At 59.4% G+C, this 22,333-nt stretch carries 15 protein-coding genes and 7 pseudogenes; 11 read left to right on the forward strand and 11 right to left on the reverse strand.

Going from position 1 to position 22,333, the window contains the following annotated elements; translation table 11 throughout:
* Nucleotides 1-476 (reverse strand): annotated as a pseudogene (locus tag ACN0SD_RS18685) (IS110 family transposase); the annotation flags it as partial.
* Between the two features lie 207 nt (nt 477-683).
* Nucleotides 684-896: a hypothetical protein gene (locus ACN0SD_RS18690; RefSeq protein ID WP_417809723.1), complete on the reverse strand. Its 213-nt coding sequence runs from the start codon at nt 894-896 to the stop codon at nt 684-686.
* Between the two features lie 222 nt (nt 897-1,118).
* On the opposite strand from ACN0SD_RS18690, the pseudogene ACN0SD_RS18695 reads away from it, so the two are divergent.
* The 3 genes and pseudogenes from ACN0SD_RS18695 to ACN0SD_RS18705 all read left to right on the forward strand — a co-directional run.
* Nucleotides 1,119-1,364: pseudogene (locus ACN0SD_RS18695) on the forward strand (transposase); the annotation flags it as partial.
* 228 nt (nt 1,365-1,592) lie between these two features.
* Entirely contained in the window at nt 1,593-2,954 is a 1,362-nt protein-coding gene (locus ACN0SD_RS18700; protein ID WP_417809724.1) for an IS110 family transposase, read from the forward strand.
* A 61-nt stretch (nt 2,955-3,015) separates the two neighbouring features.
* Nucleotides 3,016-3,773, forward strand: a pseudogene (locus ACN0SD_RS18705) (IS3 family transposase); the annotation flags it as partial.
* A 303-nt stretch (nt 3,774-4,076) separates the two neighbouring features.
* Here the strand turns inward: ACN0SD_RS18705 and ACN0SD_RS18710 are convergent.
* The 4 genes and pseudogenes from ACN0SD_RS18710 to ACN0SD_RS18725 form a co-directional block, all read right to left on the reverse strand.
* A pseudogene (locus ACN0SD_RS18710) lies at nt 4,077-5,110 on the reverse strand (IS1595 family transposase).
* A gap of 246 nt (nt 5,111-5,356) precedes the next feature.
* Nucleotides 5,357-5,662 (reverse strand): SHOCT domain-containing protein, encoded by a 306-nt coding sequence (locus tag ACN0SD_RS18715; protein WP_417809725.1) that lies wholly within the window; start codon nt 5,660-5,662, stop codon nt 5,357-5,359.
* Complete coding sequence (locus ACN0SD_RS18720; RefSeq protein ID WP_417809726.1) at nt 5,659-7,068, reverse strand: ATP-binding protein; 1,410 nt, start codon at nt 7,066-7,068, stop codon at nt 5,659-5,661. The genes ACN0SD_RS18715 and ACN0SD_RS18720 overlap by 4 nt, the downstream gene beginning before the upstream one ends.
* Nucleotides 7,068-7,790: a response regulator gene (locus ACN0SD_RS18725; protein WP_417809727.1), complete on the reverse strand. Its 723-nt coding sequence runs from the start codon at nt 7,788-7,790 to the stop codon at nt 7,068-7,070. The genes ACN0SD_RS18720 and ACN0SD_RS18725 overlap by 1 nt, the downstream gene beginning before the upstream one ends.
* A 293-nt stretch (nt 7,791-8,083) precedes the next feature.
* On the opposite strand from ACN0SD_RS18725, the gene ACN0SD_RS18730 reads away from it, so the two are divergent.
* The 7 genes and pseudogenes from ACN0SD_RS18730 to ACN0SD_RS18760 all read left to right on the forward strand — a co-directional run bounded on the left by ACN0SD_RS18730 (nt 8,084) and on the right by ACN0SD_RS18760 (nt 19,793).
* On the forward strand, nt 8,084-8,551 hold the full coding sequence (locus ACN0SD_RS18730; protein ID WP_417809728.1) for an EF-hand domain-containing protein: 468 nt from the start codon (nt 8,084-8,086) through the stop codon (nt 8,549-8,551).
* A gap of 170 nt (nt 8,552-8,721) precedes the next feature.
* Nucleotides 8,722-9,108, forward strand: coding sequence for a DUF302 domain-containing protein (locus ACN0SD_RS18735; RefSeq protein ID WP_417809729.1), 387 nt, complete (start codon nt 8,722-8,724; stop codon nt 9,106-9,108).
* A gap of 88 nt (nt 9,109-9,196) precedes the next feature.
* Nucleotides 9,197-9,860, forward strand: a pseudogene (locus ACN0SD_RS18740) (TVP38/TMEM64 family protein).
* A 635-nt stretch (nt 9,861-10,495) separates the two neighbouring features.
* On the forward strand, nt 10,496-10,915 hold the full coding sequence (locus ACN0SD_RS18745) for a hypothetical protein (protein ID WP_417809730.1): 420 nt from the start codon (nt 10,496-10,498) through the stop codon (nt 10,913-10,915).
* A gap of 205 nt (nt 10,916-11,120) precedes the next feature.
* Nucleotides 11,121-11,324, forward strand: coding sequence for a hypothetical protein (locus tag ACN0SD_RS18750; RefSeq protein ID WP_417809731.1), 204 nt, complete (start codon nt 11,121-11,123; stop codon nt 11,322-11,324).
* A 14-nt stretch (nt 11,325-11,338) separates the two neighbouring features.
* On the forward strand, nt 11,339-16,582 hold the full coding sequence (locus tag ACN0SD_RS18755; RefSeq protein ID WP_417809732.1) for a glucoamylase family protein: 5,244 nt from the start codon (nt 11,339-11,341) through the stop codon (nt 16,580-16,582).
* The gene (locus ACN0SD_RS18760; RefSeq protein WP_417809733.1) at nt 16,548-19,793 is read left to right on the forward strand and encodes a GH36-type glycosyl hydrolase domain-containing protein; all 3,246 of its coding nucleotides are present in this window, start codon (nt 16,548-16,550) and stop codon (nt 19,791-19,793) included. Before ACN0SD_RS18755 ends, ACN0SD_RS18760 begins: the two co-directional genes overlap by 35 nt.
* Before the next feature lie 501 nt (nt 19,794-20,294).
* Here ACN0SD_RS18760 and ACN0SD_RS18765 read toward each other — a convergent pair.
* The 5 genes and pseudogenes from ACN0SD_RS18765 to ACN0SD_RS18785 form a co-directional block, all read right to left on the reverse strand.
* A pseudogene (locus tag ACN0SD_RS18765) lies at nt 20,295-20,603 on the reverse strand (IS110 family transposase); the annotation flags it as partial.
* A gap of 81 nt (nt 20,604-20,684) precedes the next feature.
* On the reverse strand, nt 20,685-20,948 hold the full coding sequence (locus ACN0SD_RS18770; RefSeq protein WP_417809734.1) for a DUF6522 family protein: 264 nt from the start codon (nt 20,946-20,948) through the stop codon (nt 20,685-20,687).
* Nucleotides 20,942-21,430: a hypothetical protein gene (locus ACN0SD_RS18775; RefSeq protein ID WP_417809735.1), complete on the reverse strand. Its 489-nt coding sequence runs from the start codon at nt 21,428-21,430 to the stop codon at nt 20,942-20,944. The genes ACN0SD_RS18770 and ACN0SD_RS18775 overlap by 7 nt, the downstream gene beginning before the upstream one ends.
* Nucleotides 21,431-21,483: 53 nt before the next feature.
* Nucleotides 21,484-21,738 carry a DUF6522 family protein gene (locus ACN0SD_RS18780; protein WP_417809736.1) on the reverse strand — a complete coding sequence of 85 codons (255 nt, stop codon included), beginning with the start codon at nt 21,736-21,738 and terminating at the stop codon, nt 21,484-21,486.
* A gap of 23 nt (nt 21,739-21,761) precedes the next feature.
* A complete protein-coding gene (locus ACN0SD_RS18785) occupies nt 21,762-22,034 on the reverse strand; it encodes a DUF2249 domain-containing protein (protein WP_417809737.1) in 273 nt (90 codons plus the stop codon).
* A 100-nt stretch (nt 22,035-22,134) separates the two neighbouring features.
* Here ACN0SD_RS18785 and ACN0SD_RS18790 point away from each other — a divergent pair.
* Nucleotides 22,135-22,333, forward strand: a pseudogene (locus tag ACN0SD_RS18790) (hypothetical protein); the annotation flags it as partial.

Below are 22,333 nucleotides of genomic sequence, written 5' to 3' on the forward strand. Positions count from 1 at the left end.
CGGTCAATGGATGCCCTCGCAACGCGTTAATCGTCTGGGTCCGTTGTGCTGTCAGAAGATCACGCGTCTTCAACACCTTTGCCTGGCCTTGTTGCCCGGCGGTCTTGGTCGATACAAACCGTCCTCTCGGCGATGTAAGCATCGCCTGTAGCGTAATACATGGTCGGCCGAGAAGCTGCCTCCGCGATAGCCTCAGCGTCGTTTGCATCGTTCTTTTGGCGCTTCAAGTAAGGCTTGACATATTGCGGGGCGATCAGCCTGACATCGTGGCCGAGTTTTGAACTCTCCCGGCTCCAGTAATGCGCGCCTGCGCAAGCCTCCAAAGCGACGGTGCAAGGCTCGATCTGACTGAATAACTCCAGCACCCGCCCTCGCGGCAACGCCTTGCTGAATACCTTCGATCCATCCCCGGCAGCGCCGTGCGCGTGAAACGAATTCTTGGCAATATCCAACCCTACAATGCTAACCTTTTCCATGAGCGCTTCCTCCTCGTAGCAAGTTTCGACACCGCTACCTTGGCACAGAGATGCCGTGAGGGGGCGTCCACCCCATCGAAAGGGAGGGCCAGCAGCCATCGGTGCCGCGCAAACAGGCCGGACACATGACCACAACCCGCGATGATCACGGCGTCAAAAAAAACCTTGCTAAACAGGAACCGTCCACACATGACAATGCCGCCGAACTCACTCGTTTATGCCACCTTTAGGGCCAAAGACCTTGGCGGCAGCCAAGTTGAGCCTCCTTCCAACAGAAATAAATCGACGCGGCGCATATTTCTCGTCAATCGCTTCCTGATCGAGCAGCGGCGGAAAGGAATGATGCTTCGCGCAGGCCTTGGTTTCATTGATACAGCCGTCCCGTGCAAGGCTTGATCTTTTCGCTGATTCTCCGATCACGTGCGTTTCCCTCTTTATCATTCAGAGGGGAAACTCGCCAAAAAGTATGACAGAATTTAGACGATATGGCTGGGAAGCCAGCTACATATTGGAAACACTGTTTTTCCCGAGAATCTCGCCCCCCCCCCCCGACTGGCAGCCTAGGCGGAATACAGCATCTGAGGTGCCCCTAGATTTGTAGACGCTTTGCTTGGTAATTTTTGAAGCCAAGGAGAAGCGCGGATGTCATCGCAAAATCGATTTACGGACGAGTTCAAAAGGGACGCTGTGGCGCAGATTGTTGATCGGGGTTATGCGGTCAGCGAGGTGGCCGAGCGGCTTGGGGTCAGCACTAAGTCGCTCTACACATGGAAGGCTCAGTTTGCGAAGCCCGCCAAGGCTCGAGAAGCCGAGGCGGATTTGGCCATCGAGCTCCGTCGGGTGAAGAAGGAACTGGCCCGCGTCACCGAGGAGCGCGACATCCTAAAAAACTGTTCCGGGCCGCTGCCCGCCTGTGCGCGGTAGCAACAGCCTGTGCTATGCTGCGCCTGAAGGGCAGTTGCCGATGGCTTATTGGCGGGCTGGACCCCGTTAAAAAACGTGGCACATGGGCCGATGCGCACTTGAGAGTGGTGACGCCGCCATTGCGGTGATCCCGGTTAGGAAGATGACGAACTTGCATGGCCCACGCCCTTCAACTTGAACGGAGGAGATGCCATGACAAAGCGCAAAACCGGTGGCCACCCAGACCTGAAGATGGTCAATCCCAATGCGGCTGCGATCGACATCGGCTCGACGATGCATATGGCGGCTGTAAACCCTGACACCGACATCATGCCAGTGCGCGCCTTTGGGACATTCACCCAGGACCTGCACGACCTTGCCGACTGGTTTCGGTCCTGCGGCGTGACCAGCGTGGCGATGGAGTCGACCGGCGTCTACTGGATACCGGCCTTCGAGATCCTTGAAGCGCATGGTTTCGAGGTCATCCTCGTGAATGCCCGCTATGCCAAGAATGTGCCAGGACGCAAAACGGACGTCAGCGATGCGGGATGGCTGCGCCAGTTGCATTCCTATGGCCTGCTCCGCGGCAGTTTCCGCCCTGAGGCAGAGATCGCCACACTCCGCGCCTACATGCGGCAAAGGGAACGGCTCACCGAGTATGCCGCTGCTCACATCCAGCACATGCAGAAGGCGTTGATGGAGATGAACCTGCAATTGCATCATGTCGTCTCCGATATCACCGGCGCAACAGGCATGCGGATCATCCGTGCCATTGTCGAGGGCGAGCGTGATTCTGAAGTTCTTGCCGCCTTCCGCGATGTCCGCTGCAAGTCATCGTTGGGCACGATCAAAGCCGCGCTGGTCGGCAACGACCGTGAGGAGCATGTCTTTGCTCTGACACAGTCGCTGGAACTTTACGACTTCTACAAGGCCCAGATTGAGACATGCGACCGGAAGCTGGAGGCGGCAGTTGCAGCTTTGACTGTCCGGGCCGACGATGATCTGGCGCCGCTGCCGCGGGCTCGGATCAAAGGCCAGCAGCACAATGCACCGTCCTTCGATGTGAGGGCCGCGCTATACGGGGTGTTGGGCACAGACCTGACGCAGATCCATGGCCTCGGGCCATCTCTGGCCCTGAAGCTGGTGGCGGAATGCGGCACGGACCTGCGCGCCTGGAAGAGCGCCAAGCACTTCACGTCGTGGCTTTGTCTGGCTCCCGGCAACAAGATCTCTGGTGGCAAGCTGCTGTCGTCTCGAACACGCCGATCCTCTAGTCGCGCGGCAGCGCTTCAGCGTCTGGCTGCCGTCACGATTGGTCGAAGCGACACGGCCTTAGGAGCGTTTTATCGACGTCTATCGGCGCGGATCGGCAAGCAGAAGGCAGTCACGGCCACGGCGCGCAAGATTGCAGTCTTGTTCTACAACGCCATCCGCCACGGCATGACATATCAGGATCAAGGTGCAGCGGCCTATGATGAACGACATCGGCAACGTGTCCTCTCAAATCTCCAACGGCGCGCCAAAACAATGGGTTACGCTTTGGCACCTATTCCCGAGACAGCGGCTGTTTCTTAGGAAGGCCGCAGCATACTTCGCGCGAGAGTCCCCCCTCTCGCGGATGTAAACATCCGCTGCCGGGCAGCGGTTGAAGTATGGTTTTATCCGGGCTCACCGATCCGAGTTTTCCGTTCGCTCGATGTGCCGCGTGCTTATGATCCACGTCAGCGGTTTCTACGCATGGCTTAAAGAACCGTTAAGCCAGCGTGCGCAGGACGACGCACGGCAGACAGAGTTGATCCGACAGTCTTGGGGCGACAGTGGCAAGGTCTATGGCTATCCATTGGCCGGTAGGTGATTGTTTTGCAATCACCGTAAGGCGCAAGCTGACTGATGATCTGCGCGATCAGGGAGAACAGATTTCTGAGAACCGGGTCGCCCGACTGGCCAGCTTGGCCGGCATTTCAGCGCAGATAGGATACCGACGCCGCCCTGGCCGATATAGCGGCAAGCCATCTGTGGTCGCCACAAATGCTTTGGATCGGCAGTTCGATGTCGACGTGCCTGACAAAGTCTGGGTGACCGATATCACCTACATCAAGACCCATGAGGGTTGGCTGTATCTGTCGGTTGTCATTGATCTGTTTTCGCGGCGCGTGGTCGGATGGTCGGCACAGCCTCGCATGACGACCGATCCGGCGCTACAGGCCCTACTGGCGGCGGTCTGGCGACGAAAACCCACGTCCAAGGTGATGATCCATTCCGATCAGGGGTCGCAGTTCACCAGCCGAGAGTGGCAATTGTTTCTCAGCCAGCACAACTTGGAAGCCAGCCTCTCGTCGTTTGCAAGCAAACAACTGCCGGTTCAACATGAGCCGACGTGGCAATTGTCACGACTGTGAGTATGGTATTGCGGCTTGATGGCCTGACCCATGTTACGATTGACTACGTGTCATTGCGTTGACGTGTCGACCGTCAAGTCGCCCCGGCAACGGGCGAGATGTGACCTTATAGGAGCTTGGCGGGGACGCCCCTTCACAGTCCTGTCCCCTCGGATCGGTGCCTGGGCATTCTTAGCAATGAGGGCACCATGAAGACCACACATCCAGTTATCATCGGCATCGATACGCACAAAGCAACTCATGTCGGCTTCACATTGGGCAATTCATTCGGAGATTATCCATCTGGCGTTACACGAGATTAAGGCCAACTTAGCCCCCACTGGGGCGTTCTGCGAACTTGGCGACCGACTGCACAACAGAGCAATCCTTGAATCTGTTCGACGACTGGGATCGGTTTCCAGACGTCGTGGCTATCGTCTTGGTGCCAGATGATGTTATTTTGTTCCTGATCTTCACTTCCTGCTGGCGATGATTCCAGTGCCACAGAATTTCGTCCAGATATCTTTGAAGATGTTGTCGGCCCAGGCGATGATAAACACCAATCAGGGCGCGCTGCACTTGGGAGTTCACAGCCTCCACGGTGTTGATGTGTGCTCCCTTGGAAGGCCGCGAATACTGTCGTTTGCCATGGTTGACAGTGTGGTGTGATGCAAAGCTCCGACCGATCTTCCGGTAAGCGGTGTTGCTGTCGGTCATCAAGGCCGATGAGGGATCAATCCACTCTTTCATGGTCGGACCGAGAGTTGCGCCCTGCGCATTCGGGATCAGAGTCGCCTTTGCCTGCCCAGTGCAATCCGCCGCAACCAGCACCATGGGCTTACCTGTGCCCCGGCCACGCTTGTTCTTCACAGCCTTTTTGAACTTGGGGGCACCGCCGACATATGCCGCATCCACCTCGACAACACCATTTAACCTAGCGGAAACCGCCTCGCGGACATCCATCAACTCCCGGATCGCATGGCCCAGCTTCCAAGCCGTTTTCTGATTCACACCCAGGATCCGCGCCATGACGACGGACGAGATTCCCTTGCTGGACGTTAGCACCAGAAAGATTGCCGCAATCCAGATCCGAAGGTCCAGTTTCGTGGCATGCATCGGTGTCTTTGTGGTGACAGTGAATTGAAGGCGGCACTCGCGTTCGGCGCATTGGTAGAGGCCAGGGCGAGCAGTGCGCCCTCGGATTGGGGTTGAGCTAAGGCTGCCACAATGCGGGCAATGGCGACCAGATGGCCAGATCATCTCTTCAAGGAAAATGCGTGCGTGGCGCTCGCTGGGCATCTTTTTCCAGATATCTCGCACCGACTTCAATTCTGTGATCATACTTGTCTCCAACTCCGGGGATCGGCAATATTGGCCGAAACCGAGAATTCCAAAGAGACACGCCTAAAATCGCGCGAATTAGGGGAGCAAGTGTGTTTTCTATATGGTTTTCAACACCATGAAATCAGATGCACTTTGTTTCGTGGGTAATTGGGTTGACTTTTTTTCAGCGTGCTTGCCACCTTCCCCCAAGGGAAGGTCAAGCGTGGTGCCGCAATTTGGACTCACATCCTGTTAGTCGGCTGCGCGGAAAAAGTCTCAGCTTTCGAGCTTTGCCTTCCGGCGCTCGTACTCCTCTTCGTCGATTTCACCCCGGGCATAGCGTTCTTTGAGAATGTCCAAGGCGCTTTGACCTGCGGCGCCGTCGGAACGACCCGAAAAGCCACGGACGACCAACACAATCAATCCAATGATCAGCCCCCAGAACACCACCATCATCAGGCCGCCGAACATCCAGTTGCCTCCTCCCCACATGTGGCCGAAGCCATCGTAGCTATCGGCCAGCGCTGGTCGTGCGAAGAACCACAGGAGTGCAGGTGTGGCGATAAATGTGCAATTTTTCATGACTCTATCCTTTGATTGATTTGATATGGCGCCTCGAGTGGCAGCGTCACGGTTGCTTCCAAACCGCCCGCACTTCGGTTTGACAGGCTCACGTCACCGCCGTGTGCGCGGATGATCGTCCGCGCGATCGACAGGCCAAGCCCAGTGCCGCCGGTTTCGCGCGAGCGCGACTTTTCAAGCCGGAAGAACGGTTCGAACACCTGTTCCAGTTCGGCGTCCGGAATACCGGGGCCGTTGTCGGATACCGTAACAAAGGCATGGTCGACGTCCTGCCCGAACGCCACATCGGCCGATCCGCCATATCGCTGCGCATTCTCGATGATGTTGCGCAGGGCACGTCGCAGCGACTGAGGGCGCAAACGCACCGCGACCATTCCGTTTTCCTGCAGCGTGAAGCTGTCTATCATGTCCGATTGGAGCCGGGCGAGATATGTGCCCAGATCCACCGTCTCGGAGCTTTCTGCACTGGCCATTCCCCGCGCAAAGGCAAGGGTCGCGTCTACCATCTCGTGCATTTCTTCGATGGAGGCGACCAGGCTGTCGCGCGTCTCGTCGTCCTCGACCATTTCTGCACGCACCCGCAGAGCCGTCAGCGGTGAGCGCAGGTCGTGGCCCAAGGCCGCCAGAAGCTGTGTTCGGTCTGCGATAAAGCGCGTTAGCCTGTTTTGCATCCGGTTGAACGTATGGGTCAGGTTCCGCACTTCGGCGGGGCCGATCAAAGGCAGGGGTTTTCCGTCTTCGCCGCGCCCAAGCCGGTCAGCGGCTTGAGAAACGCGCAGGATCGGGCCGGTCAACCGCGTGAGCAAGAACCAGCACACCACGACCAGGATGATCGCCGCCGTCATCCCGAAACTGACAATCGAAACCAAGGGCCATTGCAGGGGCGGGCGCTCAAACCGCGTTCCTACGTTCAGCCATTGGCCGTCGGTCAAAGCGATCGAAAGCTGCATTTCGATCGCCGACAACTGTCCGCGCATCATCGCCAGATGCATTTCGGCCATTTCGGGGGCGAGATGGGGCATAGGAAGAATGCCTTGATCAACCTCGTGCAGTTCCACGCGGATTTCACGGTGGCTCGATTGCCCAAGCAGCCCACGCACCCTTGCTTCGACCGCACCGCTATCCGCATGGGTTTTATGATCGACAGCCGGCATATCCGACAGGTCGAACCGGACGAGTGGAGAGTTGGCGGCCCGCAGAATCGCAGGTTGCAGGCTTTCCGGCGCCTCCTCGATCAAACGCGCCACGTTGGCGGCACGGCCTGCGGCCTCGAAACCAAGTGCAGCGCGCACGGCAAGGCTACGTTCGTCTACAAACAGCCAAAGGCTGACGGCTTGGGCTATCGCGAGAGCCACAATGATCAAAAGTACCAATTGTGCGCGCAGACTATCAAAAAGGCGAGGCATCAGTTCAGCTCTTCCACGTCGGCTGCCAGACAATAACCCCCGCCACGTACCGTCATGATAAGGCGCGATCTTGCCGGGTCGGGCTCGATCTTGCGGCGCAACCGGCTGATCTGGTTGTCGATTGTCCGGTCAAAGACCGAGGCCGACCGACCCGAAGTAAGGTCAAGCAACTGATCGCGGCTAAGAACATGCCGAGGACGTTCCAGCAGGACGGTGAGCAGCTTGAACTCAGCACCGGTCAGATCAACTTTTTCACCGTCTTCCCGCGTGAGCAAGCGACTGTCGGTATCCAGTTTCCAATGTGCAAATGCGATGTGGCGACCAGACAACGTGCCTGCATAAATTTCCGGCCGGGAGGCCCGCCGCAGGATCGCCTTGATCCGGGCGATCAGTTCGCGGGGGTTGAACGGCTTTGCAAGGTAGTCGTCCGCCCCGATCTCGAGCCCGACGATCCGATCCGTCTCTTCGCCGAGCGCTGTCAGCATCAGGATGGGCGTTGAGCCCTTTGCCGATAGGCGACGGCAGACCGACAGCCCGTCCTCTCCGGGCATCATCACATCCAGGACGATCAGATCGAACTGCCCGTTCGCAAGCTTTGCATCCATATCGACAGCGTCGCGCGCGGCAGTTGCGCGCAATCCGTTCTTTTCCAGATAGCGGGTGACTGAATCGCGAATTTCGCGATGGTCATCCACAACAAGGATATGGGGCTGATCGGTCATGCTGTTCCTTTTAGCGTTTGCCCCGAGGTTTTCCCGAAGAGATTTGTCACGAAATGTAACAGCCACGGTGATTGCGACCGAGAGATACAAATCCGCTGTTTCCCGGCATTACGCTGCGACCTAGTGCTGCCATATGTGAACCATCGCAACAAACTTATGAGGTAATCAACATGACCCACCAAACTCTCCTCGCAGCGACAGTCCTTGCCGCCACCGCAATCGGAAGCGTGGCTTTCGCAGATTCCAATCACGGGCATTCTGGCCAACCCGGGTCGAATGACCGGGCGGGCATGATGCAGGGCGGACGTTCCGGCATGATGGGCGACATGGATGGAATGGCTGGCATGATGGGCATGATGCAGCGCATGCATGGCAATATGATGGGCGATGGGATGATGGGCGCCATGGGACCCATGGACGGCGGCATGATGCAGATGTTCGATGCCGACGGCAACGGCACGGTGACGCCCGAAGAACTGCGTGCGCAGCTGCAGGCAAAGCTGAAGGAGTTTGACGCAAATGGCGACGGAACACTCTCGATCGCCGAGTTCGAGACTCTGCACAGCGCGATGATCCGCAATCAGATGGTGGACCGGTTCCAGGCTCTCGACGAAAATGGCGACGGCGCTATCACGGCTGACGAGATGGTCGCTCCGGCCAACATGATGGAGCGCGCCCAAATGATGCGCAACAGCCAGGGGCAAATGCAGCCCGGTCAAGGCCCGGCGATGAACAACGGCGCTATGATGGACAACAACTGAGCGGGTTGGCGTCGGCATCTCGCCGACGCCGATTTCGCCCCGAATGAATGGAGAAGGTCATGATGGGTTTCGGCATGGGTGGCATCTGGATGCTGCTTGTCATTGTTTTGATCGTGCTGGGAATCCTGGCGCTGGTCAAATACTTGTCCAAATGATCAATGGAGATTGAAATGGCTTACACATACGACCGCATAATGAAGGATGTCGGCATCGATGACGCGGAAATGCGCATCCGCCAGGCATTGTCTGACAAGGGTTTTGGCGTTCTGACCGAGATCGACGTCAAGGCCACGATGAAACAGAAGATCGACGTCGACATGGCACCCTATCGTATTCTCGGCGCGTGCAATCCGAAAATGGCGCATCAGGCCATCGGGATCGAGCCACGGGTGGGTGCGATGCTGCCCTGCAACGTCATCCTGCGTAAAATCGACAGCGGCACCGAGATCAGCGCCATTGATCCGGTGGCATCAATGCAGGCTATCGACAACAACGAACTGCACAAAGTAGCGGGCGAGGTGCGGGACATGTTGCGCGCAGCTGTCGACGCCGCCTGACGAAAGCAGTCTCGATTTCGTCGGTGCACGCCCCCTCATTCCGAGTCACTTGTAAAATGTTCCAGTAGTGGGCAGGCTTGTAATTGGAATGAAGACAAAAACCATCCTGGCAGGTGCGTTCGGGGTCCTCGCCGTGGCGCTATTCTTCGGCCCCTTGTCGGACTTTGTCGGAAATCTAAACGGCGAGCGTATTTTGGGCTGGTTGGATGGCGCTGGCGGTTGGGGGCCGGTACTGATCATCGCGCTCATGGCCATTGCTATTGTTGCCACGCCAATTCCTAGCGCTCCGATCGCCGTGGCCGCTGGCGCTGCATACGGCCATACACAGGGCACCATCTATATTGTCCTTGGTGCTGGCTCGGCGCCCTGGTCGCCTTCGGTCTTGCCAGGTTTCTGGGGCGCGGCGCGCTCACCAGGTGGTTTGGCGGCAAATTGGACACGGGCTGGCTCGGATCGCAAAATGCGTTGACGATCACGGTCTTTGCCAGCCGGTTGATGCTGTTCATCTCCTTCGACATTGTCAGCTATGCTGCGGATCTGAGTTGTCTACGCATCTGGCGCTTCGCAACTGCCACGCTCGCCGGCATCATTCTTGCCAGTTTCGTTCTGGCCCATTTCGGAAACGAAGCCGTCAGCGGAGAACCGGGGCGCGCAGCCTAGGCCGCCATCGGGCTTGGTGCACTTACCCTGCCCCCCCCCTCGTTGTCGCGGCAGCCAGGGACTGGCGCAAGAAACGGGCGGATCCCGACTGAACAACGCAAGGTCGCCAAGCGCCATCGTTTGGGCCGAAGGGACTCTGTTGATGGCGTGGATGCTCCTTCCTACTGTGATGGCTTCAACACTCACCACAATGGCACATTGCGATGCCGTCGGGAGGGGCACCCACGCCATCAACAGAGCCGGCTTATGTGAAAACACCTGAGGAAAGCATACGCTGAATACCGGAGGTGCGATGAGGAGCACCCGCGCACATGGCCGTCACACCCCCCGCGATCTCGGTTCAGTTGTAAACCTTCGCGGTGAAATGGGGCCTAAACCACACATGTGAAAGGCATGCGATCTTTCGCTGATTACCTGTCAGACGAGAAAAAGGCGGTACCGTCGCCGTGCGAAATGTGATATGCGCAAAATGCGATCTTGCATGTCCCGAAGCAATTGAGCCATTTGGGCTGCGTCGAGGATTTCAAGCACACTTTCGTATGGCAAAAGTGACCGCGAATATTGGCTCGTTCGTGCCGATCCGCAGCCTCAGAACCTCGCTCGGCGAAAGATCGCGCGTTTGAGACTTGTTTTTCTGACTTTACACATTTGCAGCATCAATGCGGGAACCGCTCTGGGCGGATCCGCATTGTATTAGCGAAACCACTCATGGCAAGGGGGATTGCTTGTGGTCCATCCGAACAGTGCCATCAAGACCGTGATCTTTCGCGCCCCTCTTAAAGGTAAGCGCATGCGTCCCGCAACGCTGGTGACGCAGAAAGAGCTTTCGCAGGTCTATGACCGCCGGGTGATCCGATTTGTCATTCATGAGGCGATGGATGCGGGTGCCAAACGGATCATTGACAGGGTCAGTGCCGCGAAACCGGCGGTCAGAGTTTTTATTGGCGACAAGGGTGAAGACAGCGAGAGGCAGCTGACTGGCGCCATCGCCGTTGCGACCCATACGAAGTGCCTCATTGCGTTGCGGTCTTGTGCCACTCGCCAAGACTGCAGGAATTACGACGGATTTTTGGCGGGGCCCAACGCCCGTCAGGCAACTGAGAAGGCGGACGCATCAGGGCGTCGGTGTCAGTTGTCAGTCCCATAGCGCGAACGCCGAAAAGACCAACGCAGCGTGTAGATCAAATCACGCGGCGTCGGTCTAAACCCACGCGCCAAGCGTTTTTGTCGTCGACGCGCCAGCCGCGCGCAGGCGCTGGAGTCTTACGATCCTGACACCTCTGGCGCCTTTCAAACAGGCGTAACGGTCGGTCAGCACCTTAGTTACTGCCATGACACGAAAGGATGATCCCATGGACTGGAAGGAAATCGAAACCAAATGGGCCGAAATGGCCCGCCGTATCCGCGCTGATGCTGTATGCGGAGAGACCATTGGCCGCGCGGCATCGGACTATCACGCGGCCAAGCGTGAAACGACCAGAACCGTTGTTGCCAAGCCGCTCAAGGTTGTTGGCACCGAGCTCCCTCGTGAGCCGGTCACGGCGTCACCACGTTGACTTTTACGCAGGTCATGGCCCCGATATTGCGGATGTTGCCATGGCTGCCTGTCAGCAACGGACTGGAGGTATGGCAAGACGAAGCGCCTATCAGGGCCGACCTGTTCGGGACGGAACGGCTTGATCATCACGCGCAATCTCTGGCGGCGGCGCAGCAAGTTTCTGCCGGCGCTGCGCGCGCAACGCCCCGCCTTGATGCCCGCGTCAAGGACAACGCCGCATTTCTGCTCAAGGCCTATCGGTCCTGCGCCCAAGCGCTGCAAGCCGGGCAGGCAATCGCCCCGGCTGCTGAATGGCTGCTGGACAATTACCACCTTGTCGAAGAGCAGTTGCGCCAGATCCACGATGATTTGCCACCGGGATATTATCGCCAGCTGCCAAAGCTCGCCGACGGACCTTTCGCCGGTTATCCGCGCGTTCTGGGACTGACTTGGGCCTACATCGCGCATACTGACAGTCTTATCTCGGGGCCGGTGCTCGGCCGCTATGTTCGGGCCTATCAGCAGGTAGAGCCCCTGATGATCGGCGAGTTGTGGGCTGTGGCGATCACCCTGCGCATCGTGCTGATTGAAAATATGCGCCGTCTGACGGCTCAGATTGTCGAGGGTCAGGCGCTGCGCGAACAGGCCGATGCGCTTGTGAACGCGGTGATGATTGCGCAACAAACCGTTGGCGAGTCACAGCTAGCCTCGGTTCACGCTGCCCTTGGCCCCTATGAAGCCGCGCCGCTACACGAGAGTGTCGCTGCCCAGATTGCCAAGCGTCTGCGCGGGTTCGACCCGGCGCAGACGCCCCTTTTCGGCTGGCTCGAAGATCGGTTACACGGACAGGGCACCTCGATCGAAGAGGTCGTTGCCAGTGAGCAGATGCGACTTGCCGCATCCAACGTCACCATGCGCAACATTGTAACTTCAATGCGGCTCGTATCCGAAATGGACTGGGCGGTATTCTTTGAAGAGGTCAGCGGAATCGACGCTCGCCTCAGGGCCGCGTCTGGCTTTGCCGACATGGATTTCGCGACCCGCAATCGGTATCGCACCGCAATTGAGATCATCGCCCGTGGCACCGATAAGACAGAGATCGAGGTCGCAGATGCAAGTCTTGAACTTGCCGCGTCAGCAGAGCCGCCACACCGCCGCGATCCGGGCTATTGGCTGATCGGGGACGGACGCGTGGCATTGGAAACCAGACTGGCGTTTAAACCATCGCTGCGTCTACGCCTGTATCGCTGGATCGCGCGATCTGGCCTGCGCGGCTACTTGGCGGCGATTGCCGCCCTGTCCCTCGTGATCCTGGGCTTTGCGCTGTCTTTCGCGTGGGCAGAGGGGGCGGGCGTTCCTGCGCTGATCGTGCTGGCGATAACCGGTTTGGCGATCGCGGTGGATGTGGGCGTGGCGGTCGTCAATTTGATCGTCACAAGATCCGTGGTGCCCAAACCCCTGCCTGCCTTGGACTTTGCCAAGGGCATTCCCGCGGACCTGCGCACCCTTATTGCGGTGCCCGTGCTTTTGCACACCCGCGAGGAACTGCTTGTACAGGTCGAACGGCTGGAGGTTCACCACCTGTCAAGTGTTGGCGGCGCGTTGCATTACGCGCTTTTGTCCGACGCCACGGACGCCACCTCTGAAAGCAGCGCGCAAGACGATGCCTTGGTGGCCACCGCTCTTTCAACGATTGCAGAATTGAATTCGCGCTATCCGTCCGATCACGGGCCGCTGTTTTATTTCCTGCACCGTCGCCGATTATGGAACGCCAGCGAAGGCGTCTGGATGGGATGGGAGCGCAAGCGTGGTAAACTGGCCGAGTTGAACCAACTCTTGCGCGGGGCGAACGACACCAGTTTCGATGTCCAGTCTGACAGGGTGCCGCAGGACGTGCGCTATGTGATCACGCTAGATGCCGATACGCGCCTGCTGCACGGAACCGTACACCAGATGATCGGCAAGATGGCGCATCCGCTGAATCGGCCCCGTTTCGATGACGCGGCTGGCCGGGTAACGGGGGGCTATGGTTTACTTCAGCCGCGCGTGACTGCCGACCTTCCGACAGGGTCAGGCGGATCGTTTTATCAGCAGATATTTTCCAGTCAGGGCGGGATTGATCCCTATGTCACGGCAACTTCGGATTTGTACCAGGATCTGTTTAATGAAGGGTCTTACACCGGCAAGGGCATCTACGACGTTGACGCTTTCGAGGCCGCGCTGGCTGGGCGAGTGCCCGAAAACACTATGCTAAGCCATGACCTTTTCGAAGGTGTCTTTGCACGCGCCGCGCTGGCCTCGGATATCGAAGTCGTGGAGGATTTCCCAAGCCGGTATGACGTGGACATTCGCCGCCGCCACCGTTGGGCGCGCGGGGACTGGCAGCTTTGGCCGTGGCTGTTTGGTAAAAGACGCACCGTCAAAGGAGGCGTCCCGGCGCTGGGGCGCTGGAAGATGATCGACAACCTGCGGCTGTCGCTGCTGGCGCCGATGGCGATGCTGACCCTTTTTTCCGGATGGATGATGTCGCCCGCCGTCGCGCTGATCTGGACGACGTGGATTGTGGGGATGGTGGCGCTGCCGCGCTTGCTACCGCTGCCCTTCGGGATCATTCCGGCCCGTACCGGTGTCACCCTGCGCAGTCACTTTGCCGCGCTGGCCAATGACGTAAAGATCGCGCTGGCTCAGACGGCCCTGTCGATGATCCTTTTGGCCGATATGGCGATCACCGCGCTGGACGCAATCGGGCGCACGACTTGGCGGCTGGCTGTTTCGCACCGGCATATGCTGGAATGGATGACGGCGGCGCATGCGGGGGGTAGCGCGATCCCGTCGATGGCGGGTCAGTATCGGAGGATGGCGCCGGGGGTGATCCTCGGGCTTGGGGCCTGCGCAATTGCCGCTTGGATCAACCCGGCCATGCGGCCCTGGCTCGTCCCTTTTGCTCTGGCGTGGCTGGGCGCTCCGGCGCTGGCGCGTTCCGTAAGCTTGCCCCGCGTTGCCAGACCTGCTGCGCCCCTGTCGGTCGATCAGGCACGGGCGCTGCGCCTGATTGTCCGCCGGACATGGCGCTATTTCGAAACCTTCGTGACGGCAGAAGAAAATTACCTGCCGCCGGACAATTTTCAGGAAACCCCACAGCCCACCATCGCCAGTCGCACCTCTCCCACCAATATCGGTCTTTATCTGCTGTCGACGGTTGTCGCGCGCGATATGGGGTGGATCGGGCAGACGGCAGCACTGCGCCGACTAAAAGACACGCTGCAGACGATCGAGCGGATGCCGCGCTGGCGGGGGCACGTCCACAACTGGCACGACACGCGCGATCTGCGGGTTCTTGAGCCAGCTTACGTGTCGACAGTGGACAGCGGCAATCTCGCCGGCCACCTGATCGTAATCGCGCAGGCCTGCCGCGACTGGCAGAGGGTTCCCGTGCCTGAGACGGTTCTGCGCCAATCGCTGGGCGACACCATTTCCCTCGCGCAAGAGGCGCTGCGGGCCGGGCCCGAAAACGCGGCAATGGCACAAATGCTGGACTCGCTTGCTGTCGCGGCAAAGACCGACAAGACCGCATTGGGCGATATGATCGCCACCACGTCCGCCGCCCATCAACTCGCGCAGGGGCAGGCGGATCACGGTGCAGATGTCGCATTCTGGACCGGAGCGCTGTGCCAAAGCCTTGCGGACTACCTTGACGACCAGGCTGCGCAGCCCGACGCGGAGCTTTTGGCTGAGGTCGAGACGATGGCGCGCGCCATCGCGACCGAGATGGATTTTGCGTTTCTGCTGGAGCCTGACAAAAAGCTTCTTTCCATCGGATTTTCTCTGGGCACCAACCGGCTGGACGAGAATTGCTATGATCTCTTGGCCTCCGAGGCGCGACTGGCTAGCCTGTTCGCCATTGCCAAAAACGATGTGGATACCCGTCACTGGTTCCGATTGGGACGCACCGCGACGCCGATCGGGAGCGGTTCGGCGCTGATCTCGTGGTCGGGAAGCATGTTTGAATACCTCATGCCGTCGCTCGTGATGCGCGCGCCGGTGGGATCGGTGCTGGAGCAGACAAACCGGCTGGTCGTGGCCTGCCAGCAAACCTATGGCGCTTTGATCGGGGTGCCGTGGGGCATTTCCGAGTCCTCCTACAATGCCCGCGATCTCGCAATGACATATCAGTATTCGAACTTCGGCGTCCCCGGTCTCGGACTGAAGCGCGGCCTGAGCGAAAACCGCGTGATTGCCCCCTATGCCACAGGGCTCGCCGCAATGGTCGACCCGGTGGGGGCCGTGCGGAACTACGACAGGCTCGCCTCGCTCGGCGCACAGGGGCGGTATGGGTTTTACGAGGCTGTCGACTTCACGCCCGCCCGTCTGCGCGAGGGTCAGGACCACGCTTTGGTGCGCAGCTTTATGGCCCATCATCAGGGTATGACGATCACGAGCATTGCCAACGCTCTGCAAAACGGCCGTCTGCGCGACCGGTTTCATGCCGAGCCGATGATCAAAGGGGTCGAACTGCTGCTGCACGAGCGGGTGCCGCGCGACGTCGCTGCCGCCCCGCCGCGGGCAAAGGACGTGATGGTGGGCGCGGCACAAATCACCGATGCGCCCAGCATGCGGGTCTTTGATGCGCCTGCAGCGGCCGTGCCGACCGCGCATCTGCTGTCCAACGGCAATTACGGCGTCATGCTGACGGCGACGGGTGAGGGCTATAGCCGGTGGCGCGATCTCGCGATCACGCGCTGGCGCGCAGAGCCGACACAGGCGGCGCTGGGGTCGTTCATATTCCTGCGTGATATGGAAACCGGCACACAATGGTCCGCCGCCGTTCAGCCATTACGCACCGAAGCCGCGCGCCATCGCGCCGTTTTCAGCGAACATCAGGCGTCTTTCACGTGGCAGTTGCCCCGGTTTGCCGCGCTGACCGAGGTTGTCGTCTCCGCCGAGGATGACGCCGAGGCGCGGCGGGTGACGCTGACCAATACCGGACGACGCGCCCGCGAGATCGATGTGACCTCGTACGCCGAATTGGCGCTGGCCCCGCAATCGGCCGATCAGGCGCATCCCGCGTTTTCGAAGCTGTTCGTGGTCACGGACTATCTGCCGGAACTTGGCGTCATCATCGCGACCCGTCGCCGGCGCGCCCCCAGCGACCCCGAGATTTGGGCTGCCCACATCGCTGTCATCGAGGGAGAGGAAACCGCGCCGATCCAGTTTGAAACCGACCGCGCAAAATTCATCGGACGTGGGCGCATGCATTCAACAGGCCACCGCCGCTGATGCGCCGCTTTCGGGGACGACGGGTACGGTGCTGGATCCGATCTTTTCGATCCGTCGCCGCGTCAATGTTCCGGCAGGCGGCGTCACCCGCGTGACATTCTGGACCATGCTCGCCGATTCTCCCGATGCCCTTCTTGACCTTGTCGACCGCCATCGAGATTCATCCGCATTCGCACGGGCGGCGACGCTGTCCTGGACTCAGGCGCAGGTGCAACTACGTCACCTCGGGATCACGCACTCCGATGCCGGTGAATTCCAAAGCTTGGGCGGCATGGTCATGCGGGCTGACGGGTGCATGCGTGCCTCGAAGGCAAAAATCGTCGCCGGGGCAGCCCACCAATCGGCACTTTGGGCCTTGGGGATTTCGGGTGATTTGCCCATTGTTCTGTTGCAGATCGACGATTCTCAAGACATCGGCGTTCTAAACCAGATCCTGAGCGCGCATGAATATTGGGGAATGCGCCAGCTTGCCGTCGATCTGGTCATCCTGAACGACCGGTCGTCGTCCTATGTTCAGGACCTCCAGATCGCAATCGACAGTGCCGTGCGCACGACCCGCTCGCGACCACAGGCTGACGGCATTCATGCACCCGCGAATGGCAGCGTTTACACTTTGCGGTCGGATATTCTTGGCCCCGACGCGCGGGCGCATCTGTTGTCCATTGCCCGCGTGGTTCTGGTTGCCGGGCGCGGCAGCATCGCGCAACAGTTGGCGCTGCTACCCCTGCCGCAGGACACCGCTGCGCCCGTCCAGACAGCACCGCCTCAGGCCCGATCGTCACCGCCTTTGACTGCGTTGGAATTCTTCAATGGCACGGGAGGGTTTACCGAGAATGGGCGCGAATATGTGACGGTCCTGCGCGACGGCATGACGACGCCTGCGCCCTGGATCAACGTCATTGCCAATCCGGTCTTCGGCTTTCAGGTGTCAGCCGAAGGATCAGGCCATATCTGGTCCGAAAACAGCCGCGAGAACCAGATTACACCGTGGTCGAACGATCCGGTCACAGACCCTGCGGGCGAGGCGATCTACCTGCAGGACCTCGATACCGATCAGGTCTGGACCCCAACCGCGTTACCGATCCGGCGCAGTGGCACCTACACCGCGCGCCACGGTTTCGGCTATTCGGCGTTTGAACATGAAAGCAGCGGGATCGCCGCCGAGATGATTCAATTAGTGCCACTGGATGCACCGGTCAAGATCTCCCGGCTGACCCTGCGCAATACCGGCAGCACGGTGCGCAGGCTGTCGGTGACGGCCTATGCGGAATGGGTGCTGGGCCCATCGCGCAGTGCGACGGCGGGCTTCGTGATCACCAAGCCGGACCCGGAGGCCGGCGCAATACTGGCCCGCAACACCTTCAGTACGGCCTTTCCCGGACGCATCGCGTTTGCCGATTTGGGCGAGAACACCAGCAGCATCACTGCGGACAGGGCCGAATTCATCGGCCCCGGCGGCACGCTTGCGGCCCCTGTAGCGATCAATGGCCGCCCGCTTTCGGGCCGCACGGGGGCGGCGCTTGACCCCTGCGCGGCCCTGCAACGCCGCGTGACGCTGGCACCGGGCGAGAGCGTTGAAATCGTCTTTCAGATTGGGCAGGCCGACAGCGAAGCCGCTGCCAGTGCTCTTATTCAGCGGGTTCGCACAGACGATCTTGACGCCACGTTGCGCGCGGTGAAACAGCATTGGAGCGACTTGCTGAGCACCGTGCAGGTCACCTCGCCTGACCGCGCAATGGATATCATGCTGAACGGTTGGCTGATGTATCAGACATTGGCCTGCCGGATCTGGGCCCGCGCCGGGTTCTACCAAGCCAGTGGCGCCTATGGTTTTCGCGATCAATTGCAAGATGGCATGGCCCTGACCTTCAGTCGCCCGGACATGACGCGGGCGCATCTTTTGCGCGCCGCAAGCCGCCAATTCCCCGAAGGCGACGTGCAACACTGGTGGCTGCCGCATTCTGGCCAAGGTGTGCGGACCCGGATTTCCGACGATCGTGTCTGGCTTGGCTACGGCGTGGCGCGCTATATCGCGGTTTCGGGCGATGCGGGCATTCTGGACGAGCAGTTGCCATTCCTGCAGGGACCGGCAGTGCCGCCCGGCGCGCATGACGATTTCTTTCAGCCAACGATTTCGGAGACTACGGCAAGCCTGTTCGAACACTGCGCCCGCGGGCTGGATCAGGCGATCGCGCTGACGGGCGAAGACGGCATGCCGTTGATCGGCACAGGTGACTGGAACGACGGGATGAACCGGGTCGGGGAAGGCGAAACCGGCACCAGCGTCTGGCTCGGTTGGTTGCTGATCGCCACGATCGATATGATGGCCCCGCTTGCCGACAGCCGCGACCCCACGCGGGCGGCGGCTTGGCGGCGCCATGGCGAGGCAGTGCGCGCCGCCATTGAAGCTCATGGCTGGGACGGTGCCTGGTACCGCCGTGGCAGGTTTGACGATGGTGCAATCCTTGGGTCCGCCAGTTCAGACGAATGCCGTATCGATAGCATCGCGCAATCCTGGGCGGTGCTATCGGGAGCCGCCGACCCCGAACGCGCCAAGATTGCGATGGCTTCGATGACCGAATATCTGGTGCGCCCCGATCTTGGTCTTGCCTTGCTCTTTACCCCGCCGTTCGATCGCACTCCGGCTGATCCCGGCTATATCAAGGGCTACCCGCCGGGCTTGCGTGAGAATGGCGGCCAATATAGCCACGCGGCGATGTGGGCCATTCTGGCGCAAACCCGGCTGGGCGACGGCGACGCGGCAGGGCAGCTCTTTGCGATGCTCAACCCGATCAATCATGCTCTCACACCAAGCGCGGCTCAGCGCTACAAGGTGGAACCCTACGTGATTGCGGCCGATGTTTATTCCACCGCGCCGCATGACGGTCGCGGTGGTTGGACGTGGTATACTGGCGCTGCCGGTTGGATGTATCGCGCAGGCATCGAAGGCCTGCTGGGATTGAGCCGTGCCGGAAATATCCTCTCGCTCAACCCTTGCTTTCCAAAGGCGTGGCCAGAGCTTTCCGCCACGGTCACCCTTGGCCAAGCCAGCATTACCATCACCATTCTAAACCCCCACGGCTCGGGGCATGGAATTTCCACGGCGCATCTTGATGGCGCCATGATACGTCCCGGCAAAGAGGGCCTGACGTTTCCACTGGAGAACGGCTCACACGAGTTGGTCGTGACTTTGGAATCTCTGACACGATAGAGCGGTAGTCTCGATGTGCCAATTTCTTGCTCGGACCGTTCGCATACGCGATTGGCAAATCAGACTGCCCCTTTTTTGCGTCGCTTCCTTGGCTTGGCCGCGCGTCGTCATGCGCGTCAACTGTTACACTCGGAAGACTTATGTTGGCACAGCGCCGCGTTTTGAAACGAGTTCACGACCATGAGCCCCAAAACGCGGCGCTGGCCCATCGTCAGCATTTCCGAGCGTCTTGGCTGCGGGAAGAAAGTCGCGATTTTGCACGTTGTTCCGCGATCGCGTTCCTGCCGACCCCGGAAGTGCCCGAGACTCCCCTAAAAACAGTGAACATAATGATGACGTGTCAAAACCAACACAAGCGCTGGAAGCTCATGCCAAAATCACTATCGGCAGAGTTTCCACACACCCTCTCCGCATTGCTGTCCTTCGCGGACCGAAAATGCTGCGCGATGCATGAATTCCCGCATTGGGAGAGATGCACCGCAGAAATGCTATCGACCTTCAAGGTCGGATCAGGGCTTTGATGGCCTCTGCGTCGGCCACATCATTCCTTTGGCGCTTAACGAACGGCTTAACATAAACGGGTAGGATCAGGCGGACATCGTGCCCCACCTCCTCGAATGCCCGAGCCCAGCCATGCGCCGTCGCACATGCCTCCATGGCGATCAGACACTTGGGCTGCCGTGCCACAAACGCGAGCAACTGCCCCCGTGACAGCTTCTTGCGAAACGCGATCGAACCGTCACTGCACGCATCGTGCATCTGGAAAACGCGCTTTGCCAAATCGATACCGATGAGAGTAACTCCGCACATGGACGCTCCTTCCTTTTGTGATGGTTTCAACACTCGCCACAATGGCACATTGCGATGCCGTCGGGAGGGTCATCCACGCCATCAACAGAGCCGGTGGTCGACGTTATATGCACTGGTCGCGACGACATTGCCGAGCTCATCCGTATCGACCCGGACGCCGAGCGTGCGCGAAGCGAATATCTTGTGCGGCTTGTTATCTTGATCTTCTTCACCGACTTCTAGCCAATCACTTATCTTTCCAATGTTTATATAGGCTTCAAGTTTCGGCACGCTGATGCCGAACGCAGCGGCGACCGCGGTCATGTCAATATTGGCCCTGTCGGCGGGGAGTGTTAATTTCAGCATTGGTCCCTCCAAGAAGTTTTGAGAAGTGACGAAAGCGCCTCCCTCTCATGGGTTAGACGGTTCATCAGATCGTCTGAGAAGGTGGCAAGCCCTGCATAGAGGGTGGCCCAGCTTGTGCAGGCGTCATCTGGTAAGGTGAACTCGTTCGTGATGCTTGTAATGTGCGCGATGTCGCGGATCAGGTCTGAGCGCAGCGTGCGGATGGTTTCAATCGACGCGTCAATGTCGCATTGCGCACCCGCTTGAATGGCCGGGTAAAGGCAGTGTTTTTTTGTCGCCTTTTTCGCATCGCTTGCGCTGCGGATACGACAAAGAATTTCACACAGTCCAACCGGGTTTCCCGCGTCACCTGTGTGGATATCTTCGATCATCTCCGCCAGCAACACCAGATGCGGAAACTGGATGCCGCCGCGCGTTTGGGGGGGTGTTTCGATGCGGCGCGTCGGGTCCGCCACATCAGCACTTGGAACAACTGCGTTCATCATTCACCTCCGTCTGTCATCTGTTGGCCCGGATACCGGACCCAACCGAAATATCAGGACGCAACACCCTGCGTTCCGGTCTGCTCAAGAACCTCGCCCTGCGTGTTCAACGTCAGGCGCACATGGGTCGCGCCGTGGCGAAAGGTGACTCTGTGGCGCCCCGCGTCTTCGTCGCGCCCTTGCTCGTAAAGGCTGGTGATCTGGCTGTTGCGCACCAGGCGCTGCAAGTCTTGCGGGGCAAGCCCCAGCAGCGGGGCAAGGTCTGCCGCGTCGATCTGAAATCCACCTTTCGTCGGTTCAAGATACATTTGCGTGTCGCTCTTATGATTGCTCAGGTCGGATTGCGGGTGATCGCCACTTGCCAGACGTCGGGCCCATCCAGCAAAAATTCGGCGTCGAACTGACCAGGCCAGCTGCCTTCGATCCGGTGCAGCAGTGGAATTGGCGCGTGGTCATTGATCAGCACAAAGGTCGCGCCCGGCTCCAGTGCATCAAGCGCAGCGAACACAACCACATGGCGCTCTGGTCGGATCAGGGGGCGAAGATCGACGATTTCGGCGATGGCGCTGGCATTCGGGGCGGCAGCGGTAGGGGTGGCGGGCATCTGTATCTCCTTTGATCCTAGGTGTTTCATGGTAGGTCTTTAAAGAATATTGTCAATATTCTTTTTCTGCCGTATAAGTAGATCAAATAGGGAGGGCTTGATGGTTGACCGGATGCAGAAATACGTTTCTCTTGAACGCCGGATGGCAAAAAAGCGCACCCCTGAAGAGCGCGAGGTCGGTCACGCCGAAGAGGAGGGCGCGGCCTTTGGCTGGCAGAGCCAACCCGAGGCGCTCTCGGAGGTGCCCGTCGATGTGATCGCCTCGCAGCCCGATGGTTTTGGACAAAGCGGAGCCGTGC

Origin of the sequence: Thioclava sp., from assembly GCF_048263065.1 — a bacterium.
GTDB lineage: Bacteria > Pseudomonadota > Alphaproteobacteria > Rhodobacterales > Rhodobacteraceae > Thioclava.

Bases quoted from the DNA above. Each gene is read 5' to 3' on its own strand.
- ACN0SD_RS18725 (WP_417809727.1), bottom strand. From the start codon at position 7,790: ATGACCGATCAGCCCCATATCCTTGTTGTGGATGACCATCGCGAAATT.
- ACN0SD_RS18775 (WP_417809735.1), bottom strand. From the start codon at position 21,430: ATGAACGCAGTTGTTCCAAGTGCTGATGTGGCGGACCCGACGCGCCGC.
- ACN0SD_RS18730 (WP_417809728.1), top strand. From the start codon at position 8,084: ATGCAGGGCGGACGTTCCGGCATGATGGGCGACATGGATGGAATGGCT.
- ACN0SD_RS18755 (WP_417809732.1), top strand. From the start codon at position 11,339: ATGGCCCCGATATTGCGGATGTTGCCATGGCTGCCTGTCAGCAACGGA.
- ACN0SD_RS18715 (WP_417809725.1), bottom strand. From the start codon at position 5,662: ATGAAAAATTGCACATTTATCGCCACACCTGCACTCCTGTGGTTCTTC.
- ACN0SD_RS18720 (WP_417809726.1), bottom strand. From the start codon at position 7,068: ATGCCTCGCCTTTTTGATAGTCTGCGCGCACAATTGGTACTTTTGATC.
- ACN0SD_RS18735 (WP_417809729.1), top strand. From the start codon at position 8,722: ATGGCTTACACATACGACCGCATAATGAAGGATGTCGGCATCGATGAC.
- ACN0SD_RS18770 (WP_417809734.1), bottom strand. From the start codon at position 20,948: ATGCTGAAATTAACACTCCCCGCCGACAGGGCCAATATTGACATGACC.
- ACN0SD_RS18750 (WP_417809731.1), top strand. From the start codon at position 11,121: ATGGACTGGAAGGAAATCGAAACCAAATGGGCCGAAATGGCCCGCCGT.
- ACN0SD_RS18785 (WP_417809737.1), bottom strand. From the start codon at position 22,034: ATGCCCGCCACCCCTACCGCTGCCGCCCCGAATGCCAGCGCCATCGCC.
- ACN0SD_RS18780 (WP_417809736.1), bottom strand. From the start codon at position 21,738: ATGTATCTTGAACCGACGAAAGGTGGATTTCAGATCGACGCGGCAGAC.
- ACN0SD_RS18700 (WP_417809724.1), top strand. From the start codon at position 1,593: ATGACAAAGCGCAAAACCGGTGGCCACCCAGACCTGAAGATGGTCAAT.